This window comes from Frigoribacterium faeni (assembly GCF_007988805.1).
Taxonomy (GTDB): domain Bacteria; phylum Actinomycetota; class Actinomycetes; order Actinomycetales; family Microbacteriaceae; genus Frigoribacterium; species Frigoribacterium faeni.
Genome location: NZ_BJUV01000033.1, coordinates 1 through 24131, shown reverse-complemented (window position 1 = coordinate 24131; position 24131 = coordinate 1). Strand labels below are relative to the sequence as shown.

Annotated in this window: 23 protein-coding genes; 11 read left to right on the top strand and 12 right to left on the bottom strand. The window is 73.3% G+C overall.

The window, feature by feature from the left end; genetic code table 11:
• Positions 1-75 precede the first annotated feature (75 nt).
• On the top strand, positions 76-651 hold the full coding sequence (locus FFA01_RS13195; protein ID WP_244289844.1) for a GrpB family protein: 576 nt from the start codon (positions 76-78) through the stop codon (positions 649-651).
• Here FFA01_RS13195 and FFA01_RS13190 read toward each other — a convergent pair.
• Positions 614-1225, bottom strand: a complete 612-nt coding sequence (locus FFA01_RS13190) for a hypothetical protein (RefSeq protein ID WP_146856652.1) — start codon at positions 1223-1225, stop codon at positions 614-616. The two genes, FFA01_RS13195 and FFA01_RS13190, sit on opposite strands and share 38 nt — an antisense overlap.
• Before the next feature lie 112 nt (positions 1226-1337).
• Between FFA01_RS13190 and FFA01_RS13185 the strand changes: the two genes are divergently transcribed.
• The gene (locus tag FFA01_RS13185; RefSeq protein ID WP_146856651.1) at positions 1338-1823 is read left to right on the top strand and encodes a hypothetical protein; all 486 of its coding nucleotides are present in this window, start codon (positions 1338-1340) and stop codon (positions 1821-1823) included.
• Positions 1824-1874: 51 nt separating this feature from the next.
• On the opposite strand, the gene FFA01_RS13180 is transcribed toward FFA01_RS13185, so the two are convergent.
• Positions 1875-2885: a helix-turn-helix transcriptional regulator gene (locus FFA01_RS13180; protein WP_146856650.1), complete on the bottom strand. Its 1011-nt coding sequence runs from the start codon at positions 2883-2885 to the stop codon at positions 1875-1877.
• Between the two features lie 102 nt (positions 2886-2987).
• Here FFA01_RS13180 and FFA01_RS13175 point away from each other — a divergent pair, with 102 nt between their 5' ends.
• The 5 genes from FFA01_RS13175 (at position 2988) to FFA01_RS13155 (ending at position 6978) form a co-directional block, all read left to right on the top strand.
• Positions 2988-3452 carry a VOC family protein gene (locus tag FFA01_RS13175; RefSeq protein ID WP_146856649.1) on the top strand — a complete coding sequence of 155 codons (465 nt, stop codon included), beginning with the start codon at positions 2988-2990 and terminating at the stop codon, positions 3450-3452.
• Between the two features lie 116 nt (positions 3453-3568).
• Positions 3569-4186: a hypothetical protein gene (locus tag FFA01_RS15995; protein WP_167627387.1), complete on the top strand. Its 618-nt coding sequence runs from the start codon at positions 3569-3571 to the stop codon at positions 4184-4186.
• A 145-nt stretch (positions 4187-4331) separates the two neighbouring features.
• Complete coding sequence (locus FFA01_RS13165; protein WP_146856648.1) at positions 4332-4853, top strand: winged helix-turn-helix domain-containing protein; 522 nt, start codon at positions 4332-4334, stop codon at positions 4851-4853.
• The gene (locus FFA01_RS13160; protein WP_146856647.1) at positions 4850-6166 is read left to right on the top strand and encodes an MFS transporter; all 1317 of its coding nucleotides are present in this window, start codon (positions 4850-4852) and stop codon (positions 6164-6166) included. Before FFA01_RS13165 ends, FFA01_RS13160 begins: the two co-directional genes overlap by 4 nt.
• A gap of 47 nt (positions 6167-6213) precedes the next feature.
• A complete protein-coding gene (locus FFA01_RS13155; RefSeq protein WP_146856646.1) occupies positions 6214-6978 on the top strand; it encodes a DUF3592 domain-containing protein in 765 nt (254 codons plus the stop codon).
• Positions 6979-7019: 41 nt separating this feature from the next.
• On the opposite strand, the gene FFA01_RS13150 is transcribed toward FFA01_RS13155, so the two are convergent.
• The gene (locus FFA01_RS13150) at positions 7020-7487 is read right to left on the bottom strand and encodes a hypothetical protein (protein ID WP_146856645.1); all 468 of its coding nucleotides are present in this window, start codon (positions 7485-7487) and stop codon (positions 7020-7022) included.
• 123 nt (positions 7488-7610) lie between these two features.
• Between FFA01_RS13150 and FFA01_RS13145 the strand changes: the two genes are divergently transcribed.
• From FFA01_RS13145 to FFA01_RS13135, 3 genes are all read left to right on the top strand, one after another.
• Positions 7611-9077 carry a hypothetical protein gene (locus FFA01_RS13145; RefSeq protein ID WP_146856644.1) on the top strand — a complete coding sequence of 489 codons (1467 nt, stop codon included), beginning with the start codon at positions 7611-7613 and terminating at the stop codon, positions 9075-9077.
• Between the two features lie 200 nt (positions 9078-9277).
• Positions 9278-10015, top strand: a complete 738-nt coding sequence (locus FFA01_RS16140) for a helix-turn-helix domain-containing protein (protein WP_208720926.1) — start codon at positions 9278-9280, stop codon at positions 10013-10015.
• The gene (locus FFA01_RS13135; RefSeq protein WP_167627386.1) at positions 10012-11385 is read left to right on the top strand and encodes an MFS transporter; all 1374 of its coding nucleotides are present in this window, start codon (positions 10012-10014) and stop codon (positions 11383-11385) included. Before FFA01_RS16140 ends, FFA01_RS13135 begins: the two co-directional genes overlap by 4 nt.
• Before the next feature lie 501 nt (positions 11386-11886).
• Here FFA01_RS13135 and FFA01_RS13130 read toward each other — a convergent pair.
• The 9 genes from FFA01_RS13130 to FFA01_RS13085 all read right to left on the bottom strand — a co-directional run bounded on the left by FFA01_RS13130 (position 11887) and on the right by FFA01_RS13085 (position 22322).
• Positions 11887-12621, bottom strand: a complete 735-nt coding sequence (locus tag FFA01_RS13130; protein ID WP_182501155.1) for a HutD/Ves family protein — start codon at positions 12619-12621, stop codon at positions 11887-11889.
• Positions 12622-12803: 182 nt separating this feature from the next.
• Positions 12804-14006, bottom strand: a complete 1203-nt coding sequence (hutI, locus tag FFA01_RS13120) for an imidazolonepropionase (RefSeq protein ID WP_146856641.1) — start codon at positions 14004-14006, stop codon at positions 12804-12806.
• A gap of 14 nt (positions 14007-14020) precedes the next feature.
• Positions 14021-15577, bottom strand: a complete 1557-nt coding sequence (locus FFA01_RS13115; protein ID WP_146856640.1) for a formimidoylglutamate deiminase — start codon at positions 15575-15577, stop codon at positions 14021-14023.
• Positions 15577-16881, bottom strand: a complete 1305-nt coding sequence (locus FFA01_RS13110) for an allantoate amidohydrolase (RefSeq protein ID WP_146856639.1) — start codon at positions 16879-16881, stop codon at positions 15577-15579. The genes FFA01_RS13115 and FFA01_RS13110 overlap by 1 nt, the downstream gene beginning before the upstream one ends.
• The gene (hutU, locus tag FFA01_RS13105; protein ID WP_244289845.1) at positions 16865-18619 is read right to left on the bottom strand and encodes a urocanate hydratase; all 1755 of its coding nucleotides are present in this window, start codon (positions 18617-18619) and stop codon (positions 16865-16867) included. Before hutU ends, FFA01_RS13110 begins: the two co-directional genes overlap by 17 nt.
• 303 nt (positions 18620-18922) lie before the next feature.
• Complete coding sequence (locus tag FFA01_RS13100; RefSeq protein ID WP_146856637.1) at positions 18923-19852, bottom strand: ABC transporter substrate-binding protein; 930 nt, start codon at positions 19850-19852, stop codon at positions 18923-18925.
• 27 nt (positions 19853-19879) lie between these two features.
• Positions 19880-20617: an ABC transporter permease gene (locus FFA01_RS13095; RefSeq protein WP_146856636.1), complete on the bottom strand. Its 738-nt coding sequence runs from the start codon at positions 20615-20617 to the stop codon at positions 19880-19882.
• Positions 20614-21267 (bottom strand): ABC transporter permease, encoded by a 654-nt coding sequence (locus FFA01_RS13090; RefSeq protein WP_146856635.1) that lies wholly within the window; start codon positions 21265-21267, stop codon positions 20614-20616. The genes FFA01_RS13095 and FFA01_RS13090 overlap by 4 nt, the downstream gene beginning before the upstream one ends.
• Positions 21264-22322 (bottom strand): ABC transporter ATP-binding protein, encoded by a 1059-nt coding sequence (locus FFA01_RS13085; protein ID WP_146856634.1) that lies wholly within the window; start codon positions 22320-22322, stop codon positions 21264-21266. The genes FFA01_RS13090 and FFA01_RS13085 overlap by 4 nt, the downstream gene beginning before the upstream one ends.
• A gap of 157 nt (positions 22323-22479) precedes the next feature.
• On the opposite strand from FFA01_RS13085, the gene FFA01_RS13080 reads away from it, so the two are divergent.
• Positions 22480-23994 carry an aromatic amino acid ammonia-lyase gene (locus FFA01_RS13080; RefSeq protein ID WP_146856633.1) on the top strand — a complete coding sequence of 505 codons (1515 nt, stop codon included), beginning with the start codon at positions 22480-22482 and terminating at the stop codon, positions 23992-23994.
• Positions 23995-24131: the final 137 nt, after the last annotated feature.

Here is a 24131-nt window from a genome sequence, read left to right as displayed (position 1 = left end):
ACCTCGGTCACGCCTCCGGCCCGACTAACACCCCCTCGTCCCTGCGGTGTCCGAGGCTCCTGGCAGGATGGCCGAGTGAGCACAGACCGCACCCCCCGCCGCCCCGACGTCACGTCGCTCGACCTGGTCGGGGGCGCCGAGAAGGTCGAGGTCCGACTCCACGACTACGACGGACGCTGGCCCGAGATCTTCCGCGAGCACCGCCGGCGGATCGAGGAGGCGCTGGTCGCGTCGGGCGTCGAGGTCGAGATCGAGCACATCGGCTCCACGTCCGTCCCCGGGCTGGCCGCCAAGCCGATCGTCGACATCGTGGTGGCGGTCGACGACATCACCGCCGAGGAGGACTACCTGGAACCCCTCCTCGCCGCCGGCTACCTGCTGCGCGTGCGCGAGCCGGGGCATCGCCTCGTGCGGACCCCGGCGCGCGACGCGCACGTGCACATCTACGAACGTGGGCATCCTGCGGTCGACGAGTACCGCCTCCTGCGGGATCACCTGCGCTCGGACGCCGACGACCGCGCCCTCTACGAGAACACGAAGCGAGAGCTGCTGTCCCGGCGGTGGGACGACATGAACGACTACGCCGACGCGAAGACCCAGGTGATCCTGGCGATCAAGGAGCGGGCTCGGGCTGCTCGCGGTCGAGGCTGAGCAGCCCCGCGCAGATCGCCAGTGAGACGCTGAGCACGACCCCCGACACGAGATACGGCTGAGCGACCGCCGCCGCGACGAGGGCTGCGACGGCGAGACCGAGAGCGACGAGCCGGGAGGAGGCGCGGCGCACGACCGCCGCGACCACGAACGCCCCGCAGGCGCCCGCGAACAGGACGGCGGCCGCGAGCGCGGTGTCGAGCCAGACGGACAGCGCCCCGATGCTCACCTGCGACGACAGGTACCGGACGCCGATCACCGCCGTCCAGCCGGTCAGCAGCACCGGCAGGATCGCGATCCCGGAACCGCCTCGGGCTCGGCCGCGCGGCGTGCGACCGTCGCTGCGGACGAACACGCAGAGGAACGCGATGCCGACCAGGAACACGGTCAGGGCGGTGACCACGAGGCCGGGCACGATCAGGCCGATGCCGTCGGGACGATAGCCGGTCGACCTCTCGAGGACATCGACGGCCAGGAAGACGGGCCCGCCGGCCGTGACGATGGCCATGAGCGAGCCGACGACGAGGACGACGATGCGGGCGCGAGATCGGGCTCGGGCGGCTGTGGAACGCATCTCGTCAGTGCATCAGTCCGCCGAGGGGCCGCGCGTCATCCTCGGGTCGTGCGACCGGGTCCGGTCGTCGCGATCTCTTGAGGCGGTCGGGCTGATAGGCCAGACTTCGATCATGGGCAGAGGGACGGAGGCGGAGCGCGCGGGGCCTGGCCGTCGTCGCTCGTCGCGGCGCTCGGCGACGTCGCGGATCGCCGCGGCGGCCGGAGTGGTCGTCGTCTGCGGTGTGCTCCTGACCGGGTGCACCGGTGCGGAGGAGCCCGTGGTGATCGGCGACGTGTACACCGGGGCCGGCGCGGGAGAGCTGAGCGTCGACGGGCCCGGCGACACGAGCCCCGCGGTCGGATGGGTCGAGCCCGGCGAGAGCTTCTTCGTGACCACCTACGGATCGTCGAGCTGCCCGGCGGCTCCCACCGGCATCGCTGAGGACGGCGGCGACCTCGTGGTCGAGATGACCATGATCGGCGGAGAGGTCTGCACGGCGGACTACGGCCCCACCAGCTACGCGCTGGATCTGCCCGAGCCGCGCGACCCGGCGGAGACGGTGGGCGTCACGCTGCAGTTCGACGACGACGACGTGAGCCTCGCGCTGACACCCTGACACCCTGGCGCCGGAGCAGGCCTGCGTCGGCGGCGCTCCGCCTCCCCGTGGTCACGGAGCGTCGGCCGAAGGGACGGCGTGAGTCGCGGTCGCGGCGTTGCGAGCGGCGAGGCGCGCGAACGCCTGCCGGAGCTCGGGCGGCTGGACGACCTCGACCTCGGTGTCGAAGAGGTTCAGAGCGGCGGCGAGGGCGAGCCACGACCAGGAGCCGAGTTCGATGCTGCATCGGTCGGGGCCGAGGTCGCCGACGACGCCGTCGCCGGCGAAGGGACGCACGGCGCCGGCGGGGAGATGGAGGATGGCCCTGCCGATGCAGGGCCACTGGTCGGCGTCCGACGAGCCCGTGAAGCGAGCGGAGACGAAGCCCGCGGCGTCCCCGCCCGGCACGGTGCGCGGAGCGAACCGGAGCCCCGTCGGCGTCCGGGGCGTGATCCGGTCGGCGCGGAAGATGCGCCAGTCGTCGCGCCCCAGGTCCCAGGCCACGAGGTACCAGCGGCCGTGCGAGGTGACCAGGTGGTGCGGCTCGACCCGGCGCGGCGGGCGCGGTTCCGCAGCCGGGTCCCGGTCGGGCTCGGCGTAGTCGAAGCGGAGCACCTCCTGGCCGCGCACGGCGGACGACAGGGCGATGAGGACGTCGGGTGAGAGCGCGTCCGGCACCGCGCCTCCTGGTCGACCGGGGATCGTGGTGAACTCGAGGGCGTTCAGCCGGTGCCGGAGGCGCGACGGCATCACCTGCCGCACGGTGGTGAGGGCGCGCAGTGCGGCCTCCTCGATGCCGACACCGGTGACGGCGGCCGCCTGCAGGGCGACGGCGAGCGCGACGACCTGATCGTCATCGAAGAGGAGAGGCGGCAGCTCGCTGCCCGCGTCGAGGCGGTAGCCGCCGTCGACGCCCATCGTGGCCTGGATGCTGTAGCCCATCTCCCGAAGACGGTCGACGTCTCGGCGCACGGTGCGATGGCTGACCGCCAACCTCTCGGCGAGCAGCGGTCCCGGCCAGTCGCGACGGGTCTGCAGCAGCGAGAGCAGGCTCAGCAGTCGAGAGGTGGCCGTGGTCGTCATCCGTCGAGAGTAGTTCCGATCTAGGACAGGAACTGACCTAGTCGGCTCGTAGCGTCGTGATCGTCCGGGAGAGACCCGACGACGACCTTCTCAGGAGCAGACATGACCCTCACGACGACCACCCACCTGAACTTCCCCGGCGACGCCCGTGCCGCGCTGGACTTCTACCAGTCGGCCTTCGGCGGCACGACCGCGATCACGACCTACGGCGACGTCGGGATGCCCGCGGACGCACCCGACGCCGACAAGGTCGTCTTCGGTCGGGTCGCGACGGTCGACGGCTTCCGACTCCTGGCGTACGACGTCCCCGGACAGTCGGGCGGCGCGGTCGGCGAAGCCGGGTCGACCCGCCGCGAGAACGGCATGACGATCACCGACCAGCCGTTCTTCGTCGCCGTCGACGGCGAGACCCTCGACGAGGTCGCGGTCTGCTGGGAGGCGCTCTCGGACGGGGCATCGATCGTCGAGCCGCTGGCCGCGTCGGCCTGGAGCGCCGGGTTCGGCATGCTGACCGACCGGTTCGGCGTGACCTGGATCCTCAGCGTCGCGGCGCCCGCCGCCTCCTGACCGGGAGGACGTGCCGAGGGCCGGACGAGCGGCCCGCGCTCTTGGCACGGTGCCCGGCGGGGTCTAGCGTGACGGACACGACGGATTCGGCCGAGGGGGGCGTTCACGTGTCGCAGATGACCGACTCGAACCGGACGACGGTGCTGGCGGGGATGCTCGTCCTCGCATCGGCAGCCCTGGGACTGTGGTCGCAGGCGGATCCGCATCCGATCGCCGCGACGGCGGCGTCCGTCGCCTTCCTCGCGGGCATCGCGGTGCTGATCGTCGGCTCTCGAGGCGAGCCGGGCCTGGCCCGGGCCTCGACCGTCGCCTCGACGGGGCTGATCCTCTTCGCCCTGTCCGACGTGGTCTCGCGATCGCTGCTGTCGCTGTCCCGCGACGGCGACGCCGCCGCGCTCCGATCCGTGGGGCTCGTCGTCGCCGTGCTGCAGGTGCTCGCGCTGGCGGGGGGCGTCACCGGCGCCGTCCTCGTCGTCCGGCGACACCTCCTCGAGGTCTGGACCGCGCGAGCGCTGATGGTCGTGGTCGCCGCCCGGGTCGTGTTCGCCGCCCTCGCCTTCGTGCCCCTCGCGGACCTCCCGATCCTCCTCGCGGTGACCCGCGCCTCCCTGGTGGTCCCGCTCAGCCTGCTCGTGTTCGCGATCGCCCTGCTGCTGCACGGCCGGACCGCCCTGGTCACGGGCCGGGCCCACCGGTTCATCGAGGCCTGGCGGTCGAGCACCGACGTCGTCTGACGGTCGCGTCGCGCCGCCGGGTCCCGCGGGTCACCGTCGCGCTCCTCGCGGCAGCGCCGCGTCTCGTCTCGCGACGCTGATCGTCGGGCCCCGACCCCCAAAGATCCATTTGACGGTCGTGGGGCCGCACGACCACGATGACGGCATGTCCGCACTCGACGAACTCCGCGCCACGGCTCATCCGATCCGCCTCCGCCTGCTCTCGCTGCTGACGGGTGCCGCGATGAGCGCCGCGGAGGCCGGCCGCGAGCTCGGCCTCTCGCAGGCGACGGCGAGCTACCACCTGCGGGTCCTCGAGCGGGTCGGGCTGGTGACCGTCGTCGAGGTCGTGCGGATCCGCGGCGGCGAGGCCAAGCGCTATCGGCATCTGTCGTCGTCCCGGCCCTTCCCGCTCGAGCCGAGCGACGCGGCGACGGCCGACGAGGAGCGCGCCCAGTACGTCGAGGCCCTGATCGACGAGCTGCGCCGACGGTCGCATCGGCGGATCGCGGGGCACCAGGTCTCGACCGACGCCGAGCTCTGGGTCGACCCCGAGACGTGGCGCCGGGTGGTGCACCACGTGGGCCAGGCCTCGGCCCTCCTGCACGCCGCCGCCCGGGCCCCCCGGACGCCGGGCACCAGCCCCGTCTCGATGACGGCGGCCCTGTTCCCGATGAGGCGACCGTGACCGATGACCGAGGAGGCGCCTCCTCAGTTCCGCGGAGATCGCATGACCGTCGCGGCCCCCTCGCACACCGTCCGTTCCGCTGGCTGCTCGCGGCACGGACGACGAGCATCCTCGGCAACGCGGTCGCTCCGATCGCGCTCGCGTTCGCGGTGCTCGACCTGACGGGCTCGGCGGCCGACCTGGGGCTGGTGGTGGCGGCGCGCTCCGTCGCCAACGTGGCGGTGCTGCTGTTCGGCGGCGTGATCGCCGACCGGCTGCCTCGCGACGTCGTGCTGGTCGGGACGTCGGCGGCCGCGGCGGCCACCCAGGGCGTGGTCGCGGCGCTGGTGATCTCGGGGACGGCGACGATCCCGTCGCTCGTGGTGATGAGCGTCCTGAACGGCGCGGTGGCGGCCGTCAGCCTCCCGGCGGCGGCGGCCCTCGTGCCCGAGACGGTGCCCGTCGACCTGCTGCGACCGGCGAACGCGCTGCTGCGCCTGAGCGTGAACGGCGGGAGCGTCGTCGGCGCCTCGGCGGGCGCGGGGATCGTCGCGCTCGTCGGACCCGGCTGGGGTCTGGCCGTCGACGCGGCGGGATTCGCGTTGGCCGGTGCGCTGTTCGCCCGGCTGCGACTGCCGAGGGCGTCGGGCACGGAGTCAGGGGCAGGATCAGGGTCAGGGGCCGACTCGGGTGCGGCTCGTGCGGGCGGGACGTCCGTCGTGGCCGACCTGCGTGAGGGATGGCAGGAGTTCACCCGCCGCTCCTGGGTGTGGATCGTGGTGGCTCAGTTCGCGGTGCTGAACGCGGCCTTCGTGGGGGCGACGACGGTGCTCGGCCCCGTCGTCGCCGACGAGTCGTTCGGGCGCGCGGGCTGGGGTCTCGTCGTCGCGGCTCAGACCGTGGGCCTGGCGATCGGCGCGGTGATCGCCCTGCGCTGGCGACCCCGACGAGGGCTCGCGATCGGCGTCGGGCTGATGGCCCTGACGGCGGTGCCGGTCGTCACGCTCGGGCTGGCTCCCGTGCTGCCCGCCCTGATCGCCGCCTTCGCGCTCGGCGGCGTCGCGTTGGAGATCTTCGCGATCTCGTGGGACCAGTCGCTGCAGAGCCGAATCCCGCGCGAGGCGCTCGCCCGCGTCTACTCGTACGACATGGTGGGCTCCTTCGTCGCGATCCCTCTCGGCGAGGTCCTCGTCGGACCGGCGGCGCACGCCTTCGGCACCGGGACGACGCTCCTGACCTGCGCGGCGATCATCGTCGTGGCGACGGCCGCGGCGCTGTCCACCGCGAGCGTGCGCCGCGTCTCGTCGCACACGGGCGGACCGCCGGCCCGGTAGGTTCGGAACGTGGCCGAGGGGACGGGCCACGACGAAGGGGCGGATCGATGACCGAGCAGGAGAAGGCGGTCGGGCAGCAGGACATCACACGACCGACGGCCGGCCGCACGCCGTCGTCGTCGAAGTCGAAGTCGTCGTCGAAGTCGGGTTTCGGCCCGTTCTTCTGGCCCCTCTGGAGCGCGAGCCTCCTGGCGGTCGGCTTCATCGGGTTGAGCGACGCGATCCCGCCGGCGCGCTACGACCACGCCATCCACGCGAGCGGAGGCGAGACCACCGCGACGGTCGTCCGCGTCGAGAAGGGGTTCACCGGGTCGGGCACCAGGATCCACGTCTCGCGCCCCTACTGGTACCCCGTGTTCGAGACCACCATCGACGGGCGGACCCGGGTCACCGACAACCCGCGCTACCACACCCGCTCCGAGGACGACTGGGCGGTGGGCCAGCGCATCGACGTGCTCTACGACACGGATCGGCCGGAGGAGGCCATCCCGGACATCCCCGGGATCACGGAGGAGCTCGACGACCGCATCCGCGCCATCGTCGGCATGCAGGCGCTCACCGTCGTCGGCATCGTCGGGCCCCTGCTGCACCTGTGGTACCGCAGGAGGCATCCGAAACCGCCGAAGCCGCCGAAGCCCGTCCGCTACATCAAGCGGCACCGCGCTCGGACCCCTCTCGAGCAGGCCGCGTTCGAGCGGCGCGAGGAGAAGCGTGCCGCGCTCCGCGCCGCACGCCTCGCGCGACAGGGCACCGACGAGGAGTGGCGCGCGGAACGCGAACGCCGGTTCCGCGACCGCGCCTCCCGGAGGTGAGCGGCGGCGGGGTGCGGTCCGGGCGGTGAGCCGCGCCTCCCTCACCGATCCCCGTCGGCGGAGGCTCGACGGCCGCCGTCGTGCTGACGCCGCGTCCAGAGGTGCTCGGTGCGGGCGGACACGAGCCCGCCCACCAGCGTTGCGATCACCACGTACGGGGCGACCGGCCCGCTCAGCTCCGCCAGCGATCGCGCGGCCGCCCAGGTGCATGCTCCGGCGACGACGGCGCCGACGATCGCCATCACGGCCGTCCGCATCGATGACGACACCGCCTCAAGGGGCTCGCGCGCCAGCAGGCAACCGCAGGCGGAGAGGAGACCCACGACCGACCCGACGGGCAGCCCGACGACGGCGGCCACGGTGACGAGGAAGCTCGGCGACAGCATCGACCCCGACCCGATCGGCTCGCCGTCGGCGGTCAGGGCGAGGCCGATCAGGAATCCTCCGCCGGCGGTGACGAAGCCGAGCAGCAGACCCAGCCCGGCTCCACGCCGCAGATACGTGCCCACCGGCTGCTCGACTCCCCGCCCGCTCGTCCCGCCCAATCCGGCCCCCGCCTCGTGAACGCCACGCTACCGCGCCGCCCCGCGCACACGACCCGCGGCAGCGGCTCCGATGACTACGGTGGGGCCGTGCACCCCATCGAGCAGACGATCATCCGGCTCGCGCGCCGCGCCGCCGGGACCCGCGTCCCGTGGGACGGCCTCGACGTCGTCTTCGGCGAGGTCGCCGAGATCACCACGTGCCGCATCATCGCCGCCCACCCGCAGCACGGGCGCCGGACGGTCCCCGTGCCCGACGAGCTGCGCGCGGCGTTCGTCGACCTGCGCCGCGACACGGCGACCGCCGACCGGGGCGCCTGGTTCGTCGCCTCCCTGCACATCAGCCGGCGGCTGACCGGCGAGACCGTGCACGAGACCTTCACGTACCACTGGGACGACCGCCCCGCCTTCCTCCGCGACACGGGCCTCGCGGGCCCCCTCCCGGTCCCCCCGCTCCCCTACGACACCGACTTCGTCCTCGACCTCGCCGACCACCCGCGGTCCAGGAAGCACACGCCCGCCTGGTTGGCCCGTGCCGTCAAGCGCCCGCAGAGCCACGACGACGAACTGCTGGAGCCGGGGAGGCGCGGTGAGGCGCGCCTCCTCACCCGCCAGCTGGTCATGGACGTCGTCGACGCCCACCGGGGCATCCCCTGGTCGCGGATCGAGCACGAGTTCGTCGTGCTCGACCGGAGCTCGTGGAGCACCGGCGAGGCGATCCTCCGCGACGGGACGCCGTTCCGGGGCGATCCGCTGTTCGCGCGCCGGGGCCACGACCTCGTCCGCGAGCTGCGGCAGGTGATGACCGAGCCGGGACGCGGCACCTGGCTGAGCGCGTTCCTCACCGTGAACCCCGACGCGTCGTTCGACCTGCGGTTCAATCACGACGCCCGGCCGTACACGCAGCTCGGCGGCGACCGATGGACGGCACCCGAGCGCACGTCGTGGGCGATGCCCGGCGACGCCGCCTGGGTCGCCGACCTCGAGACCCACCCGCGGGACCCCGAGCACCTCCCGCCGTGGTACGCCGAGGTCGTCGCCTCCGAGCGTCGGAAGGCCGAGCTGCGGGCGTCGACGCCGTTCGACCGGACGCGGATCGGAGCGGCCGTCGCCCGTCCCTCCGCCGGGCCGCCGGCCTCGTTGCTGCCGGTCGCGGACGCGCCGGCCTGGCGCACGATCCTCTCGTACGTCGAGCCCGCCGTGCTGCAGCAGCTGCGCTCGGGCGACTACGCGCTGCTCGACGACGCGGAGCACGACGACCTCTGGCCACGCACCCTCGACGCCGTCACGCCTGCCGTGCTGGGCGACGTGATCGACGGACTCGGGCGGGACGGCCACACGTCGAGGCTGCTCATCGACGCGGCGCAGACCCTGAGGGAGCGCCGCGGCGGACGCTACGGCGACTACTCCGGCGAGACGGAGACCCCCGACCCGGACGAGCCCCTCGGGTACTCGATGTCCGAGCCCGGCCAGTGGCTGCTCGACGACCTGGGCGACGTCATCGCCGAGGCGATCGACGCCGAGCTGGACGAGCGCTTCCCGGGCGTCCGCCGCTGAGTCCGCCCCGCCCGCCCCGCCCGCGCGAGCCCGGGCGCGCCCGGGCGCGCGCCGGCCCGCTCGAGTGGTCAGAAGATGCTCTTCGTCGCGCGATGACGAGCATCTTCCGACCACTCGATCCACGAGCGGCACGAGCGGCACGAGCGGCACGAGCGATGGGACTATTGCGAAAGACTTCTTTCGGATCTAGGCTCGTCCTCATGAGCGATGCTCGCGAACCAGGGACGCCCACGGGGGCGCCGCGTCCGATCGACGACGTCCGGGCCCTGCGGGCCATGGCCCACCCCTTGCGCGTCCGGCTGTACTACGCCCTGTCGGCCGAGTCGCCCTCGACGGCGAGTCGCCTCGCCGCCCGGGTCGGCGAATCGCCCGCCCTCGTCAGCTACCACCTGCGCCAGCTCGCCGCGCACGACTTCATCGAGCACGCGCCCCCATCGGACGACGGCGACGCCGGTCCCGTGGCCACCGCCGCCACCACCCCCACCGCCCACACCGCCCCCACCGGAGACACCGGAGATACCGGCGATCGGGCCGCGACCATCCGGTCCGGCCCCGGCCGCGACCACCGCGAGCGCTGGTGGCGCCCGACGTCGCGAGGCTTCACCTACTCCCCCGCGTCGGCGACCTCGCCCGAGGCGCGGACCGCCGCCCGGAGCCTGCAGGCGGTCGCGCTGGACAACCAGGTGACGCGACTGACCGACTTCCTCGATCATCCCGACGACTGGAGCACGGACTGGCGCCGGGCGGCCTTCTCGAGCGACACCCTGCTCCGACTGACGGCGCCCGAGCTCGACGAGTTCTCGACCGAGCTGCACGAGCTCCTCGCCCGGTGGGCGGAGCGCGGTCGCGGCGTCGACGAGCCGACCCGCGCCTCCTCGGAGTCGGATCCGCGCGAGCACGTGATGGTGTTCGCCCACGGATTCCCGGTCGTCCCGTGAGCGCCGGCCGCTCGGCCGCCGGCCCGATCCCCTCGGTCCGGCCGGCGTTCCGCGACGCGAACGTGCTGCGCTGGCTGCTCGGCTACGGCACGGGCCTGCTGGGCGACCAGGTCTACTACGTAACGCTGTCGTGGACGGCCGTGCAGATCGCGACACCCACCCAGGTGGGCCTGATCCTGGCGGCGGGGGCGGTGCCGCGCGCGGCGCTCCTGATCGTGGGAGGCGCGGTGGCGGACCGCTACGGAGCCAAGCGCACCGCGCTCCTCAGCGACGCCGCCCGGGTGCTGGTGATGGCCGCGGTCACGCTCGTCGTGCTGGCGGACGCCCCGTCCATCGCCCTGCTCGTCGGCCTGACGATCGTGTTCGGGGTCATCGACGCGCTCTTCCTCCCGGCCGCCGGAGCGCTGCCGCCCCGCATCGTCAGCCCGACCGAGCTCGCCCGCGTGCAGTCGATGCGGTCGCTGCTGCAGCGCATGGCGCTGGTGGGCGGGCCGCCGCTCGCCGGGTTCCTGGTGGCGCAGCACGGCGTCGTGGTCGCGTTCGGCGCGACGGTGCTGCTGTTCGCGGTGTCGGTCGCGGCGCTGGCGGCGACCCGGTTGCTCGTGCCTGCGGGTGCGAGCTCGAGCCCGGGGGCTCACGCGCACGCAGAAGCACGCGCGGGGGCTGACGCGGGCGCGGGCGTCGAGCCGACCGATGCTCCGGCCTCCCCCCGCGACGGACCCGTGGTGCCGCCGGGCGACGGATCCGCACGCGCGGCCCGCCCGGGGCTCCTCGCCGACACGCTCGAGGGGCTGCGCTACGTGGCCGGCCACCGCCTCCTGCTGCCCATGCTCGTGGTGGTGGCGATCGCCGAGATCGCGATCGCCGGGCCGCTCAACACCGGGCTGCCGCTGCTCTCGTCGTCGCAGGGCTGGGGCGCTGCGGGGGTGGGGTGGATCCTCGCGGGGTTCGGGGCCGGGGCGACGGCGACGGCGCTCACCATCACCATCGTCGGTCGCGTGCCGCACGCCGGACGGATCTCGCTGGTGGCCGTGATGGTGATGGGTCCGTCGCTGGGCGCGATCGGGGCGTCGTCGACCCTGGGCGGAGCCGTGGTGGCCGCCGGGGTCGCCGGGCTCGGCAGCGGAGTGTGCGCGACGCTGCTCAGCACGTTCGTGCTGACCTCCTCCGACCCGGCGCAGCTCGGTCGGGTCATGGGGCTGATGAGCTTCGCGAGCTTCGGCGGGGCCCCGATCGCCTACGCGGTCACGGGGGTGCTCGCCGACCTCACGTCCGCCGGAACGACCTTCGTCGTGAGCGGTGTCGCGGTCACGTTGGTCGGAGCGGCGGCACTGTTCGATGCGCGCCTCCGCACCGCTGAGCTGCCCTGACCCGGGGGCCGAGACGGGGGCCATGAGCCTCGCGGGGAGAGCGTTCGCGCGCTAACTCTTACGCACTCATGCGTAATAGCTCGAGAGAGGACCCAGCGGGATCGAGTGGTCAGAAGATGCTCCTCCCGAACCGACGAAGAGCATCTTCCGACCAATGGATCGACGGGCGCCATGGGCCTCTCGGGGAGAGCGTTCGCGCGCTAACTCTTACGCACCCATGTGTAATAGCTCGAGAGAGGACCCAGCGGGATCGAGTGGTCAGAAGATGCTCCTCCCGATCCGACCAAGAGCATCTTCCGACCACTGGATCGACGCGAGCCATGGGCCTCTCGGGGAGAGCGATCGCGCGCGAGCTCTTACGCACCCATGCGTAATAGCTCGCGAGAGGACCCAGCGGGATCGAGTGGTCAGAAGATGCTCCTCCCGACCCGACCAAGAGCATCTTCCGACCAATGGATCGACGGCGAGCCGCGAATGAGCTCAAGAGGGGCGCGAAGGAACCTAGGAGGCGCGGGTGGGCTCGATCACGGCCAGCGCGATCACCGCGGCGCGGCCGGTGACCTGCAGTGCGCCTCCTGGAGGGACGACGACCGCGTCGTGCACGACGAACGGTCCGTGCGCGAGCGACACGACGCGACCCTCGAGGACGACGGCGACCGTCCAGGCCGACGTCCGGTCCGAGGAGGCGGCCGACGGCGACCCGAGCGTCAGCTCGCCGTCGAGGTCCTGCGCGACGAGCGTGCCGACCGCCGCCCCTCGCCGCGTCATCAGGTTGAGGTCGAGGCCCGTCCCCCGCACATCGACGGCTTCGACGGCCGACTCGCCCGCGAAGGGGAGCACGTCGAACGCCTCACCCCGGACCCGCCCGCCGTCGACCACGAGATCGAGACCGGCGGGCGACAGGGGCATCAGCAGGCGGTCGACTCCGGCGAACTCCGAGAACGGGGCCGACCGGTCGATCGTCGCGATGCTGATCCGCCAGGCCGGCTCGCTCGACTGACCCGCGTGGTCCGCACCGCCCGCACCGTCCGCGCCGTCCGCATGGCTCGCGCCGCCCGCGCCGTCCGCATCGCTCGCGCCGTCCGCATCGCTCGCGCCGCCCGCGCCGTCCGCGCCGTCCGCGCCGTCCGCATCGCTCACGCCGTCCGCGCCGCTCGCACCGCCGGAACCGCCCGCAGCGTCGAACGACCCCTCGGCCACGACGGTCGTCGTCCCGGCGCCGTTCCGCCACGGCACGACCGGCCGCGACGCCGCCCGCAGCACCCGCACCTCGGCGGCGGAACCTGAACCGGACCCGGACCCGGACCCGGGCTCGGAAACGAAACCGCGACCCGACTCCGACCCCGAGCCCGACCCGGCCCCCGACGTCGACCCCGGCCCGGGCCTGGGCTCGGGCCCGGGCCCCGACCCCGACCCCATCAGGAGGCGCGCCCCGCCACGCGCACGCCGCCGCGCCACACGGCCTCCACCAGCGGCACCCCCGGCCGGTACGCGAGGTGCACGAAGGAGGGGGCGTCGAGCACGACCAGGTCGGCCGCCGCGCCCACCGCGAGATGTCCGACGTCGGTGCGCCGCAGCGCCGCCGCTCCCCCGGCGGTCGCCGACCAGAGCGCCTCGGCCGGGGTCATCCCCATGTCGCGCACCGCGACCGCGATGCAGAACGGCAGGCTCGTCGTGTAGCTCGATCCGGGATTGCAGTCCGCCGCCAGCGCCACGGTGACACCCGCCGCCAGCAGGCGGCGCGCGTCGGGGTAGACGGCGCGGGTCGAGAACTCGGCCCCGGGCAGGAGCGTCGCGACCGTCGTCGACCCGGCCAGCGCCTCCACGTCGTCGTCGGTGGCATGCGTCACGTGGTCGGCCGAGGCGGCCCCGAGCTCGACCGCCAGCTGGATGCCGCCGCCCGGTGCGAGCTGACCCGCGTGGATGCGGGGCAGCAGGCCGGCGGCGATACCCGCCGTGAGGATCTCGCGCGACTGATCGACGTCGAACGCCCCCACGTCGCAGAACACGTCGATCCACTTCGCCAGCGGGGCGCAGGCGTCGAGCATCTCACCGGCGACCAGGGCGACGTACTCGTCGGCCCGACCCGCGTGGTCGGCGGGCACGACGTGCGCACCGAGGAACGTGCCCTCGCGGGTCACCGTGCCGATCGCCTCGAGACTCCGACGCTCGTCGTCGACGCTGAGCCCGTAGCCGGACTTGCTCTCGATCGTCGTCGTGCCCTGGCGCAGCGCCTCGTCGGCGAGCCGGCGCACCGACCCCGCGAGGTCGGCGTCGCTCGCCGCCCGCGTGTGCGCCACCGTGCTGCGGATGCCTCCGGCGGAGTACGACTCGCCGGCCATGCGCGCCGCGAACTCGTCGGACCGGTCGCCGGCGAAGGCCAGGTGGTTGTGGCTGTCGACGAACCCGGGGACGACGGCGCGACCGCCGAGGTCGACCACGACGTCCGCCGTCGACGAGGGCAGGTTCGCCGCGGGCCCCGACCAGAGCACCCGGTCACCGTCGAGCACGACGGCCGCGTCGCGCACCACGCCCAGCGGCCCGCTCGCGGCCTCGGCGTGGTCGTGCGCGGGGTCGTTCGTGACCAGCTGCGAGATGCCGGTCAGGGCGGTGACGGTCATGGGGAGGGATCCTCTCAGCGGGATTCGGAGGCACCGGACGCGGACGAAGCGCCGGACGCGGCGGATCCGGCGGAGGCGTCATCGGGCGACGACGCCTCGGGCGGCAGCACGGCGGCGATCGCGTCGCGCAGGGCCGCGCCCGGTGCGGCGACCCGGGCGTGGACCCCGTCGCGCACGACGATCTCGCCGCCCACCACCACGGTCGCGACGTCGGAGGCCGTGGCCGCGAACACGATCGACTCGAGCAGCGAGTCCGAACGCGCGTCGGCCAGGCGCACGGAATCGAGCGACACCGTCACGAAGTCGGCCAGGGCGCCGGGCGCGATCGCGCCGGCGTCGTCCCAGCCGAGCGATCGGGCGCCCTCGACGGTGGCCGCCCGCAGCAGCGCCGCGGCCCCGAACCAGCCGCGCCGGTTGCTCACCAGGCGCTGTCCGGACTCGATGCCCCGCGCCTCCTCGAACAGATCGATCACGGCGTGGCTGTCGCTGCCGACGGTGAGCGGCACGCCCGCCTCGACCAGCTCGCCCGCCGGGCCGATGCCGTCGGCGAGGTCGCGCTCGGTCGTGACGCAGAAGCAGGCCCAGGCATCGCCGGCGGCGAGGTCGGCGACGTCGGCGGAGGTGAGGTGGGTGGCGTGCACCGCGGTCGCCCTCCGGTCGAGGACCCCGTGCCGACGCAGCAGGGCCACGGGCGTGGAGCCGAGGAGGCGCGTGCAGTCCGCGTTCTCGGCCGGCTGCTCGGAGACGTGCACGTGCAGCGGGGCGTCGCGCTCGTGAGCCCACGACGCGACCGTGGCGAGCTCGCGCTCGGGCACCGCCCGCACGGAGTGCACGGCGGCGCCGACCACGACGGTCGGGCCGGTCAGGGCGTCGCGGACGGCCGTCGCCCGTCGGGCCCAGGCCGCGCCGGTCCCGTCGCCGAAGCGGAGCTGCGCGGCGGACAGCGGCACGTGCACGGGCTCCACGTCGGGCTCGTCGTCGGACGAGGTGTCGGACGAGGTGTCGGCCGAGGCGTCGGAAGCCGGCGCGGGCGTGAATCCGCCCATGAGGTAGCAGGTGTCGAGCAGCGTCAGGCGGATGCCCGCGGTGGCGGCCGCCCGGGCCAGCGCTCGCGACATCGCGATCGGGTCGTCGTGCGGCGTGCCGTCGACGGTGTGGTGCACGTAGTGGAACTCGCCGACGGTCGTCACGCCCGCCAGCACCATCTCGGTGAAGACGGCCGCGGCCAGCGCCTCGTAGTTCTCGGGCGTCAGTCGCCCGGCCACGGAGTACATGACGTCGCGCCAGGTCCAGAAGCTGCCGCTGCCGACCTGCGTCCGCCCGCGCAGCGCCCGATGGAAGGCGTGCGAGTGCGCGTTGACCAGCCCGGGCAGCGTCAGCCCCGGCAGGGCCACGGATCCCGCAGGAGGCGCGTCGACCTCGGCCTCGACCGTCGCGATCCGGTCTCCCGCGACCTCGACGACGACGCCGTGCCGCACCTCCCCGTCGCCGGTCCAGAGGTGCTCGGCCCAGAAGACCGACCCGCTCGGCTCGGCCGGGCGATCGGCCTCGGGGCGACGGGCCCGCGTCATCACGCCACCCCGGCCGGTGCGCCCGCGGCCGACACGACCTCGAGCGGCTGGACCAGGAGGTCCCGTAGCACGACGGTCAGCGCCTCCACGCCGTCGACGCAGTCGGACTCGTCGGCCTGCTCGTACGGGCTGTGGCTGACGCCGGTGGGGTTCCGCACGAACAGCATGGCCGTCGGCACCCGCGCGGCGAGGATGCCGGCGTCGTGCCCGGCGGCCGTCGGCAGGGTCGGCGCCGCGATCGAGGCCGCGCCGAGCGACGACCGCAGCCGGTCGCTCAACGAGGCGTCGAAGTCGACCACCGGGGTGAAGCTGTCGTTCGTCACGGTGAGGCGGACGCCGTGGCCGGCCGCCGCCTCCTCGGCGAAGCGCTGCAGGTCGTCGACCAGCCGGGTGACGCCGCCCTGCTCGGCCCCGCGGGCGTCGAGCCAGGCGTCGACCCGCGACGGGATCGCGTTGGTGCCGTTGGGGTCGACCCGGACCCGGCCGAACGTCGTCACGGCCTGCGCCTCGGCGGCGAGGCGTCGCGCGGCGCCCACCACCTCGGCGAAGGGCAGCATCGGGTCGTGCCGGTCGACGAGTCGCGTGGTGCCCGCGTGGTTGCCCTCGCCCTCGAAGCAGAAGTGCCAGCGGCCGTGCGGCAGGATCGAGCTCGCCACGCCCACCGACTCGTCGCCGAGGGCCAGGTGCCGGCCCTGCTCGACGTGCAGCTCGACGAAGACGCCGATGCGGGCCAGGGCGGCCTCGTCCACGCCGACGTGCTCGGCCGCGTGCCCGGCACGGGTCATCGCCTCGGCCAGGCTCGTGCCGTCGTCGTCGGTGAGCGCCAGGGCGTGCGACGCGTCGACCGCTCCGGTCATCAGCCGCGAGCCCAGGCAGGCGAGGCCGAAGCGCGCGCCCTCCTCCTCGACGAAGTTGACCACGGCGAGCGGCCTGGTCGGCTCGACCCCGGCGGCCTGCAGCGCGTCGACCGCGAGCAGCGCGGCGACGACCCCGAGCGGCCCGTCGAACGCGCCGCCTCCGGGCACGCTGTCGAGGTGGCTGCCGGTGACGACGGCGCCGTCGGCCGGCTCGCCCCACCAGGCCCACTGGTTGCCGTTGCGGTCGGTCTCGACCGAGAGCCCGCGACGGGACGCCTCGGCGGCGAACCACTCGCGCAGCCCCAGATCGACGCCGGTCCACGAGAAGCGGTCGTAGCCGCCCGAGCGCGGGTCGCGGCCGACCCCGTCGAGGTCGGACCACAGGCCGTCGAACGAGCTGCGCAGCACCGGGCGGTCGACGGGCGCCCCGCTACGGGCGGAGGCCATCGGCGACGCCCTCGAAGCTCTCCGTCTCGATGCTCTCGGAGCCGGCGCCCTCGGCGGCGGGAGCGGTCCCGGCGACCGGACCCGCGCCTCCTGCGGTCCCGTCCTGCTCGCGCATTGGGAGGCGGACGCCGCGCTCGGCGGCGACGTCGACCGCGATCTCGTAGCCCGCGTCGGCGTGACGGATGACGCCCATGCCGGGGTCCGCGACCAGCACGCGGCCGAGCTTCTCGGCGGCGAGGTCGGTGCCGTCGGCGACGATCACCTGGCCGGCGTGGATCGAGCGGCCCATGCCGACGCCGCCGCCCTGGTGGATCGAGACCCAGGTGGCCCCCGACGCGACGTTGACCATCGCGTTGAGCAGCGGCCAGTCGGCGATCGCGTCCGACCCGTCGAGCATGGCCTCGGTCTCGCGGTACGGCGACGCGACCGAGCCGGAGTCGAGGTGGTCGCGACCGATCACGATCGGCGCCGAGAGCTCGCCCGAGGCCACCATCTCGTTGAACTTGAGGCCGGCGAGGTGACGTTCGCCGTAGCCCAGCCAGCAGATGCGGGCCGGCAGGCCCTGGAACGCCACGCGCTCGCCCGCCATGGTGATCCACTTCCTGAGCGACTCGTTCTCGGGGAACAGCTCGAGGATCGCCTTGTCGGTCGCCGCGATGTCGGCCGGGTCGCCCGAGAGGGCCGCCCAGCGGAACGGGCCCTTCCCCTCGGCGAAGAGCGGACGGATGTAGGCCGGCACGAAGCCGGGGAACGCGAACGCGCGGTCGTAGCCCGCGGTCTGCGCCTCGCCGCGGATGCTGTTGCCGTAGTCGAAGACGATCGCGCCGGCGTCCTGGAACCCGACCATCGCCTCGACGTGGGCGCGCATCGCGGCCTGCGAGCGGAGCGTGAAGCCGGCCGGGTCGGCGGCGGCCTCGGCGGCCATGTCCTCGAAGCGCGTGCCGATCGGCAGGTACGAGAGCGGGTCGTGCGCCGAGGTCTGGTCGGTGACGATGTCGATCGGGGCCTTGCGGGCGAGCAGCTCGGGCACCATCTCGGCGGCGTTGCCGACGACGCCGATCGACAGGGCGCGCTTCTCGTCGCGCGCGGCGATCGCCAGCTCGAGGGCCTCGTCCAGGCTCGAGGCGGCGACGTCGAGGTAGCGGTGCTCGACCCGGCGGTCGATGCGGGTGCGGTCGACGTCGATGCAGATGGCCACGCCGTCGTTCATGGTCACGGCGAGCGGCTGCGCGCCGCCCATGCCGCCGACGCCCGCGGTGAGCGTGATCGTGCCGGCGAGGGTGCCGCCGAAGCTGGCGTTCGCGACGGCCGAGAAGGTCTCGTAGGTGCCCTGCAGGATGCCCTGGGTGCCGATGTAGATCCACGACCCGGCCGTCATCTGGCCGTACATCATGAGGCCCATGGCGTCGAGCTTGCGGAAGTCCTCCCAGTTGGCCCAGTCGCCGACGAGGTTCGAGTTGGCGATCAGCACGCGGGGCGACCACTCGTTGGTGCGGAAGACGCCGACCGGCTTGCCCGACTGCACGAGCATGGTCTCGTCGTCCTTCAGGGTCTTCAGCGTCGCGATCATCGCGTCGAAGGCCTCCCAGGTGCGCGCCGCCTTGCCGGTGCCGCCGTAGACGACGAGGTCGTCGGGGTGCTCGGCGACCTCGGGGTCGAGGTTGTTCATCAGCATGCGCATCGCCGCCTCCTGCTGCCAGCCGAGGCAGCTGAGCTCGGTGCCGCGCGGGGCGCGCACCGGGCGGGGGCCCGAGGGAGCCGAGGAGGCGCGGGTCGAGTCGGAGGAGGACGGGGCGGTGGTGCCGGCGGTCTCGGTGTCGAGGGTCACGAGGAGGCTTCCGTTCGAGGTCGATCTGTGGTTCTGACGGGGTGGGGGCGGCGTGCGGCCGGGGTGCGGGCGATCTGCGGGCACGCCGATCGGCCGTGTGCCCGTTGTCGGGGCACCGGATGGGGCTCTTCGGTTGTGGTGGTGCGGGTGCTGCGGTGTTCGTGTGGTGCGGTGCCGGCGATCGGGCGGAGCGCCCGATCGCCGGCGGGCGACCTAGGAGGCCAGGTCGAACTCGGTGAGGAACTCGGTGGCGACGCTCGCCGAGTCCTTCTTGTCGACCTGCACCTCGGCGAGGTACTTGGTCAGGTTCTCGGTGGTCAGGGCCTCCGAGACGGCGTTCAGCGCGTCCTCGACGGTCTGGTCGCTCTTGTCCTCGCGGATGATCGGAAGGATGTTCTCCGACAGGAACAGCTGCTTGGTGTCGTCGAGCGTGACGAGGTCGTTCGTCTCGATGGCCGAGTCGGTCGAGAAGAGGTTCGCGACCTCGACGTCGCCGTCGTTCAAGGCGGCGAGGGTCAGCGGTCCGCCGGCGTCGAGCGGCACGAACTCCTTGAAGGTCAGGCCGTAGACCGACTCGAGGCCGACGATGCCCTGCTGGCGCTCGGCGAACTCGGGGCCGGCGGCGATCTTGAGCTGGTCGGCGACGGGCTCGAGGTCCTCGATCGTCTCCAGGTCGTACTCGTCGGCCGTGGCGCGGGTCACCGTGAGGGTGTCCTTGTCCTCGGCGTCGGACTGCGGCAGCGAGATGATGCCGTCGGGCAGGACGTCCTGGAGAGCGTCGTAGACGTCCTCGGGCGAGGTGACGTCGGCGGGTGCGCCGCCGTCGACCAGGGCCGAGAGCAGGGCGCCGTTGTACTCGGGCAGCAGGTCGATCGAGCCGTCCTCGAGGGCCTGGAGGTACACCTCGCGGGCGCCGATGTTGAACTTGCGGTCGACGTCGACGCCCTGGGCCTCGAGCGCCTGGGCGTAGATCTCGGCGAGCAGCTCGCTCTCGGGGAAGTTCGCCGAGCCGACGGTGATCGTCTCGCTGCCGTTCCCGCCGGACGCGCCGCCGGTCGACTCGGTCGGGTCGGAGCAGCCGGAGAGCACGAGCATGCCGACGCCGAGGACGCCGACGGCGCCGAGGAGGTTCTTCTTCTTCATGGTGTGGGGGCTTTCGTTCTCGGTGCCTCAGCCGGGCTGTCCGGTCGGGGCGGGTGCGGTGGAGGGTGCAGGAGTGGAGCGGGTGGGACGACGGGAGACGCGACGGCCGCTGATGCCGGGCGAGATGACTGATCGTTGCACGAGCGCCGCCACGAGGTCGACCACGATGGCGAGAGCGGCCACGACGACCGCTCCGGCCACGACCCGCTCGTACGCGTTCAGCGCGATGCCGTCGACCAGCAGTCGACCGAGGCCCCCGATGCCGACGTAGGCGGCGACCGTCGAGGTGGCGATCACCTGGAGGAGCGCGTTGCGGAGGCCGCTCGAGATCAGCGGCAGGGCCATCGGGACCTCGAGCTTGAACAGCACCTGGAGCGGACGCATGCCCATCCCCTTGGCGGCGTCGATGGCCGCCGGGTCGACGGCGCGGATGCCCGCGTACGTCGTGGTGAGGATCGGCGGGATCGCGAGGATGACCAGCGCGATCAGCACGGGCAGGAACCCGCGGCCCATGAGCACGACCAGCAGGATGATCAGGCCGAGCGTCGGCAGCGACCGGCCGGCGTTCGCCGCGTTGATCGCGATGAACGACAGGCGACCGGTGTGGCCGATGTAGAGGCCGAGGGGCAGGGCGATGGCCGCGGCCACGACGACGGCCTGGATCGTGTACCAGAGGTGGGTCAGGATCAGCGAGGGGATCGAGGCGGTGCCGCCGAACTGCCAGTGGGAGCCGTCGAGCAGGTACGAGAAGAGTCCGTCGTTCACGAGGCGATCCTTCCCGCCGCGCGGACCCAGGGGGTCGCGCGCCGCTGGATCAGGACGATGATGCCGTCGCAGATCGCGGCGAGGAGCACCGAGAGCACGATGCCGACGACGATCGGCGGCGCGTAGTTGAGCTGCTGCCCGCGGGTGAACAGGGTGCCGAGGCCGCCGACGCCGATCAGCGCGCCGACGCTGACCAGGCTGACGTTCGCCACGGTCGCGACCCGGAGTCCGGCGAGCATGACGGGCAGGGCGATGGGCAGCTCGACGCTCAGCAGACGGCGCAGCCGGCGGTAGCCCATGGCCGACGCCGCCTCGGTGATCAGCGGGTCGACCGACTTGAGGCCGTCGGCCACGACCCGCACGAGCAGCGCCACCGTGTAGACGGTGAGCGCGACGATGATGTTGAGCGGCGACAGGATCTGGATGCCGAGGATCGACGGGATCAGCACGATCAGGGCCAGCGAGGGGACCGCGTAGAGGATCCCGCTGAGGTTGAGCAGCGGGTGGTACAGGAAGTTGAAGCGCACGGCCAGGTAGCCGATCGGCAGCGACACCACGATCCCGAGCAGCACCGGGAGCAGCGCGAGGTACACGTGCTGCGACAGGGCGGCCTGGATGACCGGCCCGTTGTTCTGGAGGTACTGGATCACGCGGCGTCCACCTCGCGACGACGACGCGCCTCCAACTGCGTCATGAGGCCGGTGTGGCGGATGACGCCGTCGGCGACGCCGTCCGCGTCGACGCGGATCACGATGCCGACCGGCGACGTGATCGCGAGGTCGGTGACGAGGCGGAGGGAGTCGGTGGTCGTGAACCACCCGCCCGGCAGCGTCGGAGCAGACGGCGAGCCGAGCCCGGGGCCCGTCCAGCCGAGGGGGCGGCCGGCGTCGTCGAGCACGAGCTGCTCGGGGCCGGAGAGCACGGCGGAGACCGGCTCGACCTCGAGGCTCCCGGCCGAGTCGAACGACAGGCTGCGGAACCCGCGGTCGCGTCCGACGAAGCCGGCGACGAAGTCGTCGGCCGGGTTCGAGAGCAGCTCGCGGGGCGTGGCGAACTGGGCGAGGTGCCCGCCCTCGCGGAAGACGGCGACGCGGTCGCCCATCTTGATGGCCTCGTCGATGTCGTGGGTGACCATCGCGATGGTCTTGCCGAGGTCGCGCTGCAGGCGGAGGAACTCGGCCTGCAGGCCCTCCCGCACGATCGGGTCGACGGCGCTGAAGGGCTCGTCCATGATCATCACGGGCGGGTCGGCGGCGAGGGCGCGGGCGACGCCGACGCGCTGCTGCTGGCCGCCCGAGAGCTGCACGGGGTAGCGGTCGGCCATCGACTCGGAGAGGCCGACGCGGTCCATCAGCTCGAGAGCGGTGCTGCGCGCCTTCTTCTTGCTCGTGCCGACCAGGGCGGGCACGGTCATGATGTTCTCGACGATGGTGCGGTGCGGGAACAGCCCCGCGGCCTGGATCACGTAGCCGATCCCCCGGCGCAGCTCGGCCGAGTCGCCGGTGGCGACGTCGACGCCGTCGATCAGCACGCGGCCCTTCGTCGGCTCGACCATGCGGTTGATCATGCGCAGCGACGTCGTCTTGCCGCAACCCGATGGGCCGACGAAGACGGTCAGCTCGCCCGTGGGCAGTTCGAGATCGAGGCCGTCGACGGCCACCGTCCCGTCGGGGTAGACCTTGCTGACGCCGTCGAAGGTGATCATGGGGCGTTCTCCTGTCGCGATGTCGGGGCTCGTGACGCTCGGGTGCCCGACGATTCGTGAATAAGTTGATTCATCATGCGGAACCGATGAATACTTCGTCAATGACCGCTTCGGCCTTTTTACGAGACCGAAACACGAGGGAGGCACAGTGACCGACATGGACGCCAGCAACGATCTCCCCCGGGTCACCCTAGACGGCACCCCGTTGCGAGTGGCCGATCTGGTGGCCCTCGCCGACCGTCGGGCCCGGGTCTTCGTGCCCGATCACACGCTCGAGACGGTCGAGAGAGCGCACCGCACCCTGTTGGCCGCCCGCGACTCGGGCATCGTCTACGGCGCCAACACGGGGGTCGGGGCGAACCGGGGCGTGCCGGTCGTCGACGACGCGGACGACCTCACCCCCGACGAGGAGCGTCGCGAGCAGGCCGCCCACGGACTGCGCCTGCTGCGCTCCCACGCCTCCGGCATCGGCGAGGTCGAGGACGACCGCGTCACCCGCGCGGCCCTCGTCGTCCGGCTGAACCAGCTGCTCGCGGGCGGCTCGGGGATCAGCCCCGGCGTGGTCCAGGGCCTGCTGGCCGCGGTCCGGAGCGACTCGCTGCCGACCCTGCACCGCACGGGCTCGATCGGCACCGGCGACCTCACCGCGTTGGCCGAGCTGGCGCTGACGCTGATCGGCGAGTTCCCGTGGCGGAGCGGAGGCGTGCCCCCGGTGGTGTTCACCGAGACCGACTCGCTGCCGTTCATGAGCTCGAGCGCGGTCACGCTGGCGACGACCGCGCTGGCCGCCGACGTCGCGGCGCGCCAGCTCGACGCCGCGACGGTCGTGGCGGCGCTGAGCTTCCGCGCCCTGCGCGGCTCGCCCGAAGCCTTCGACCCGCAGGTGCACGCGGCCCGACCGCACCCCGGTCAGGTGCGCGAGGCGGCGCGGCTGCGCTGGTTGACCGAGCCGCTCGACGGCGAGCCGTTGCCGGTCGCCCGCCTGCAGGACCCGTTCGGCCTGCGCGCGTCGCCGCAGGTGCACGCCCCGGCCCGGACGGCGCTCGGCGTGCTGCTCGACGCGCTCGACCGCGAGCTCGGCGGCCCGGCCGAGAACCCGCTCGTCGTCGACGACGGCGTCCGGCACCACGGCCAGTTCCATCTCGCGACGCTGGCCTGGTCGCTCGACGCCGCGCGCATCGGCCTGCACCCCGTCTTCAGCCTGTCGACCAGTCGGCTGGGGCTGCTGATGCGGGCCGACATGACGGGGCTGCCGCCGTTCCTGGCCGCCACGCGGCGGAACGCGACCAGCTCGGGCCTGATGATCGTCGAGTACGTGGCGCAGGACGCCCTCGCCCACATGCGCATCGACGCGACGCCCGTGACCAGCGCGAGCATCAGCGTCTCGCTCGGGCTCGAGGAGCACGCGAGCTTCGCGATCCAGAGCACGCGCCTCCTGACCAGCATGGTGCGGTCGTCGGGGGCGGTGCTGGCCGTCGAGCTCTTCGCGGCGGTGCGCGCCTTGCAGATGGCGCCCGACCGGGTGGCCGGCACGCGCCTCCTGCCGGTGTTCGAGCGACTCGTCGCGCTGATCGACCCGTCGACCGACGACCGCCCGCTCGGCGCGGACATCGCCCGGATGGAGGCCGAGCTGCCGACGCTCGGGGCCGCCCTCCGCGACTGCCCCGCGTAGGGCCGGGCGCGCCCGCTCCGCTCTCCCTCGCTCCGCTCTCCCCCGTTCCGCTCTCCTCCGCGGATCGAGTGGTCCGAAGATGCTCGTCCCGGCTCGCGGAAGAGCATCTTCCGACCACTCGATCCCGGGGGGGGGGG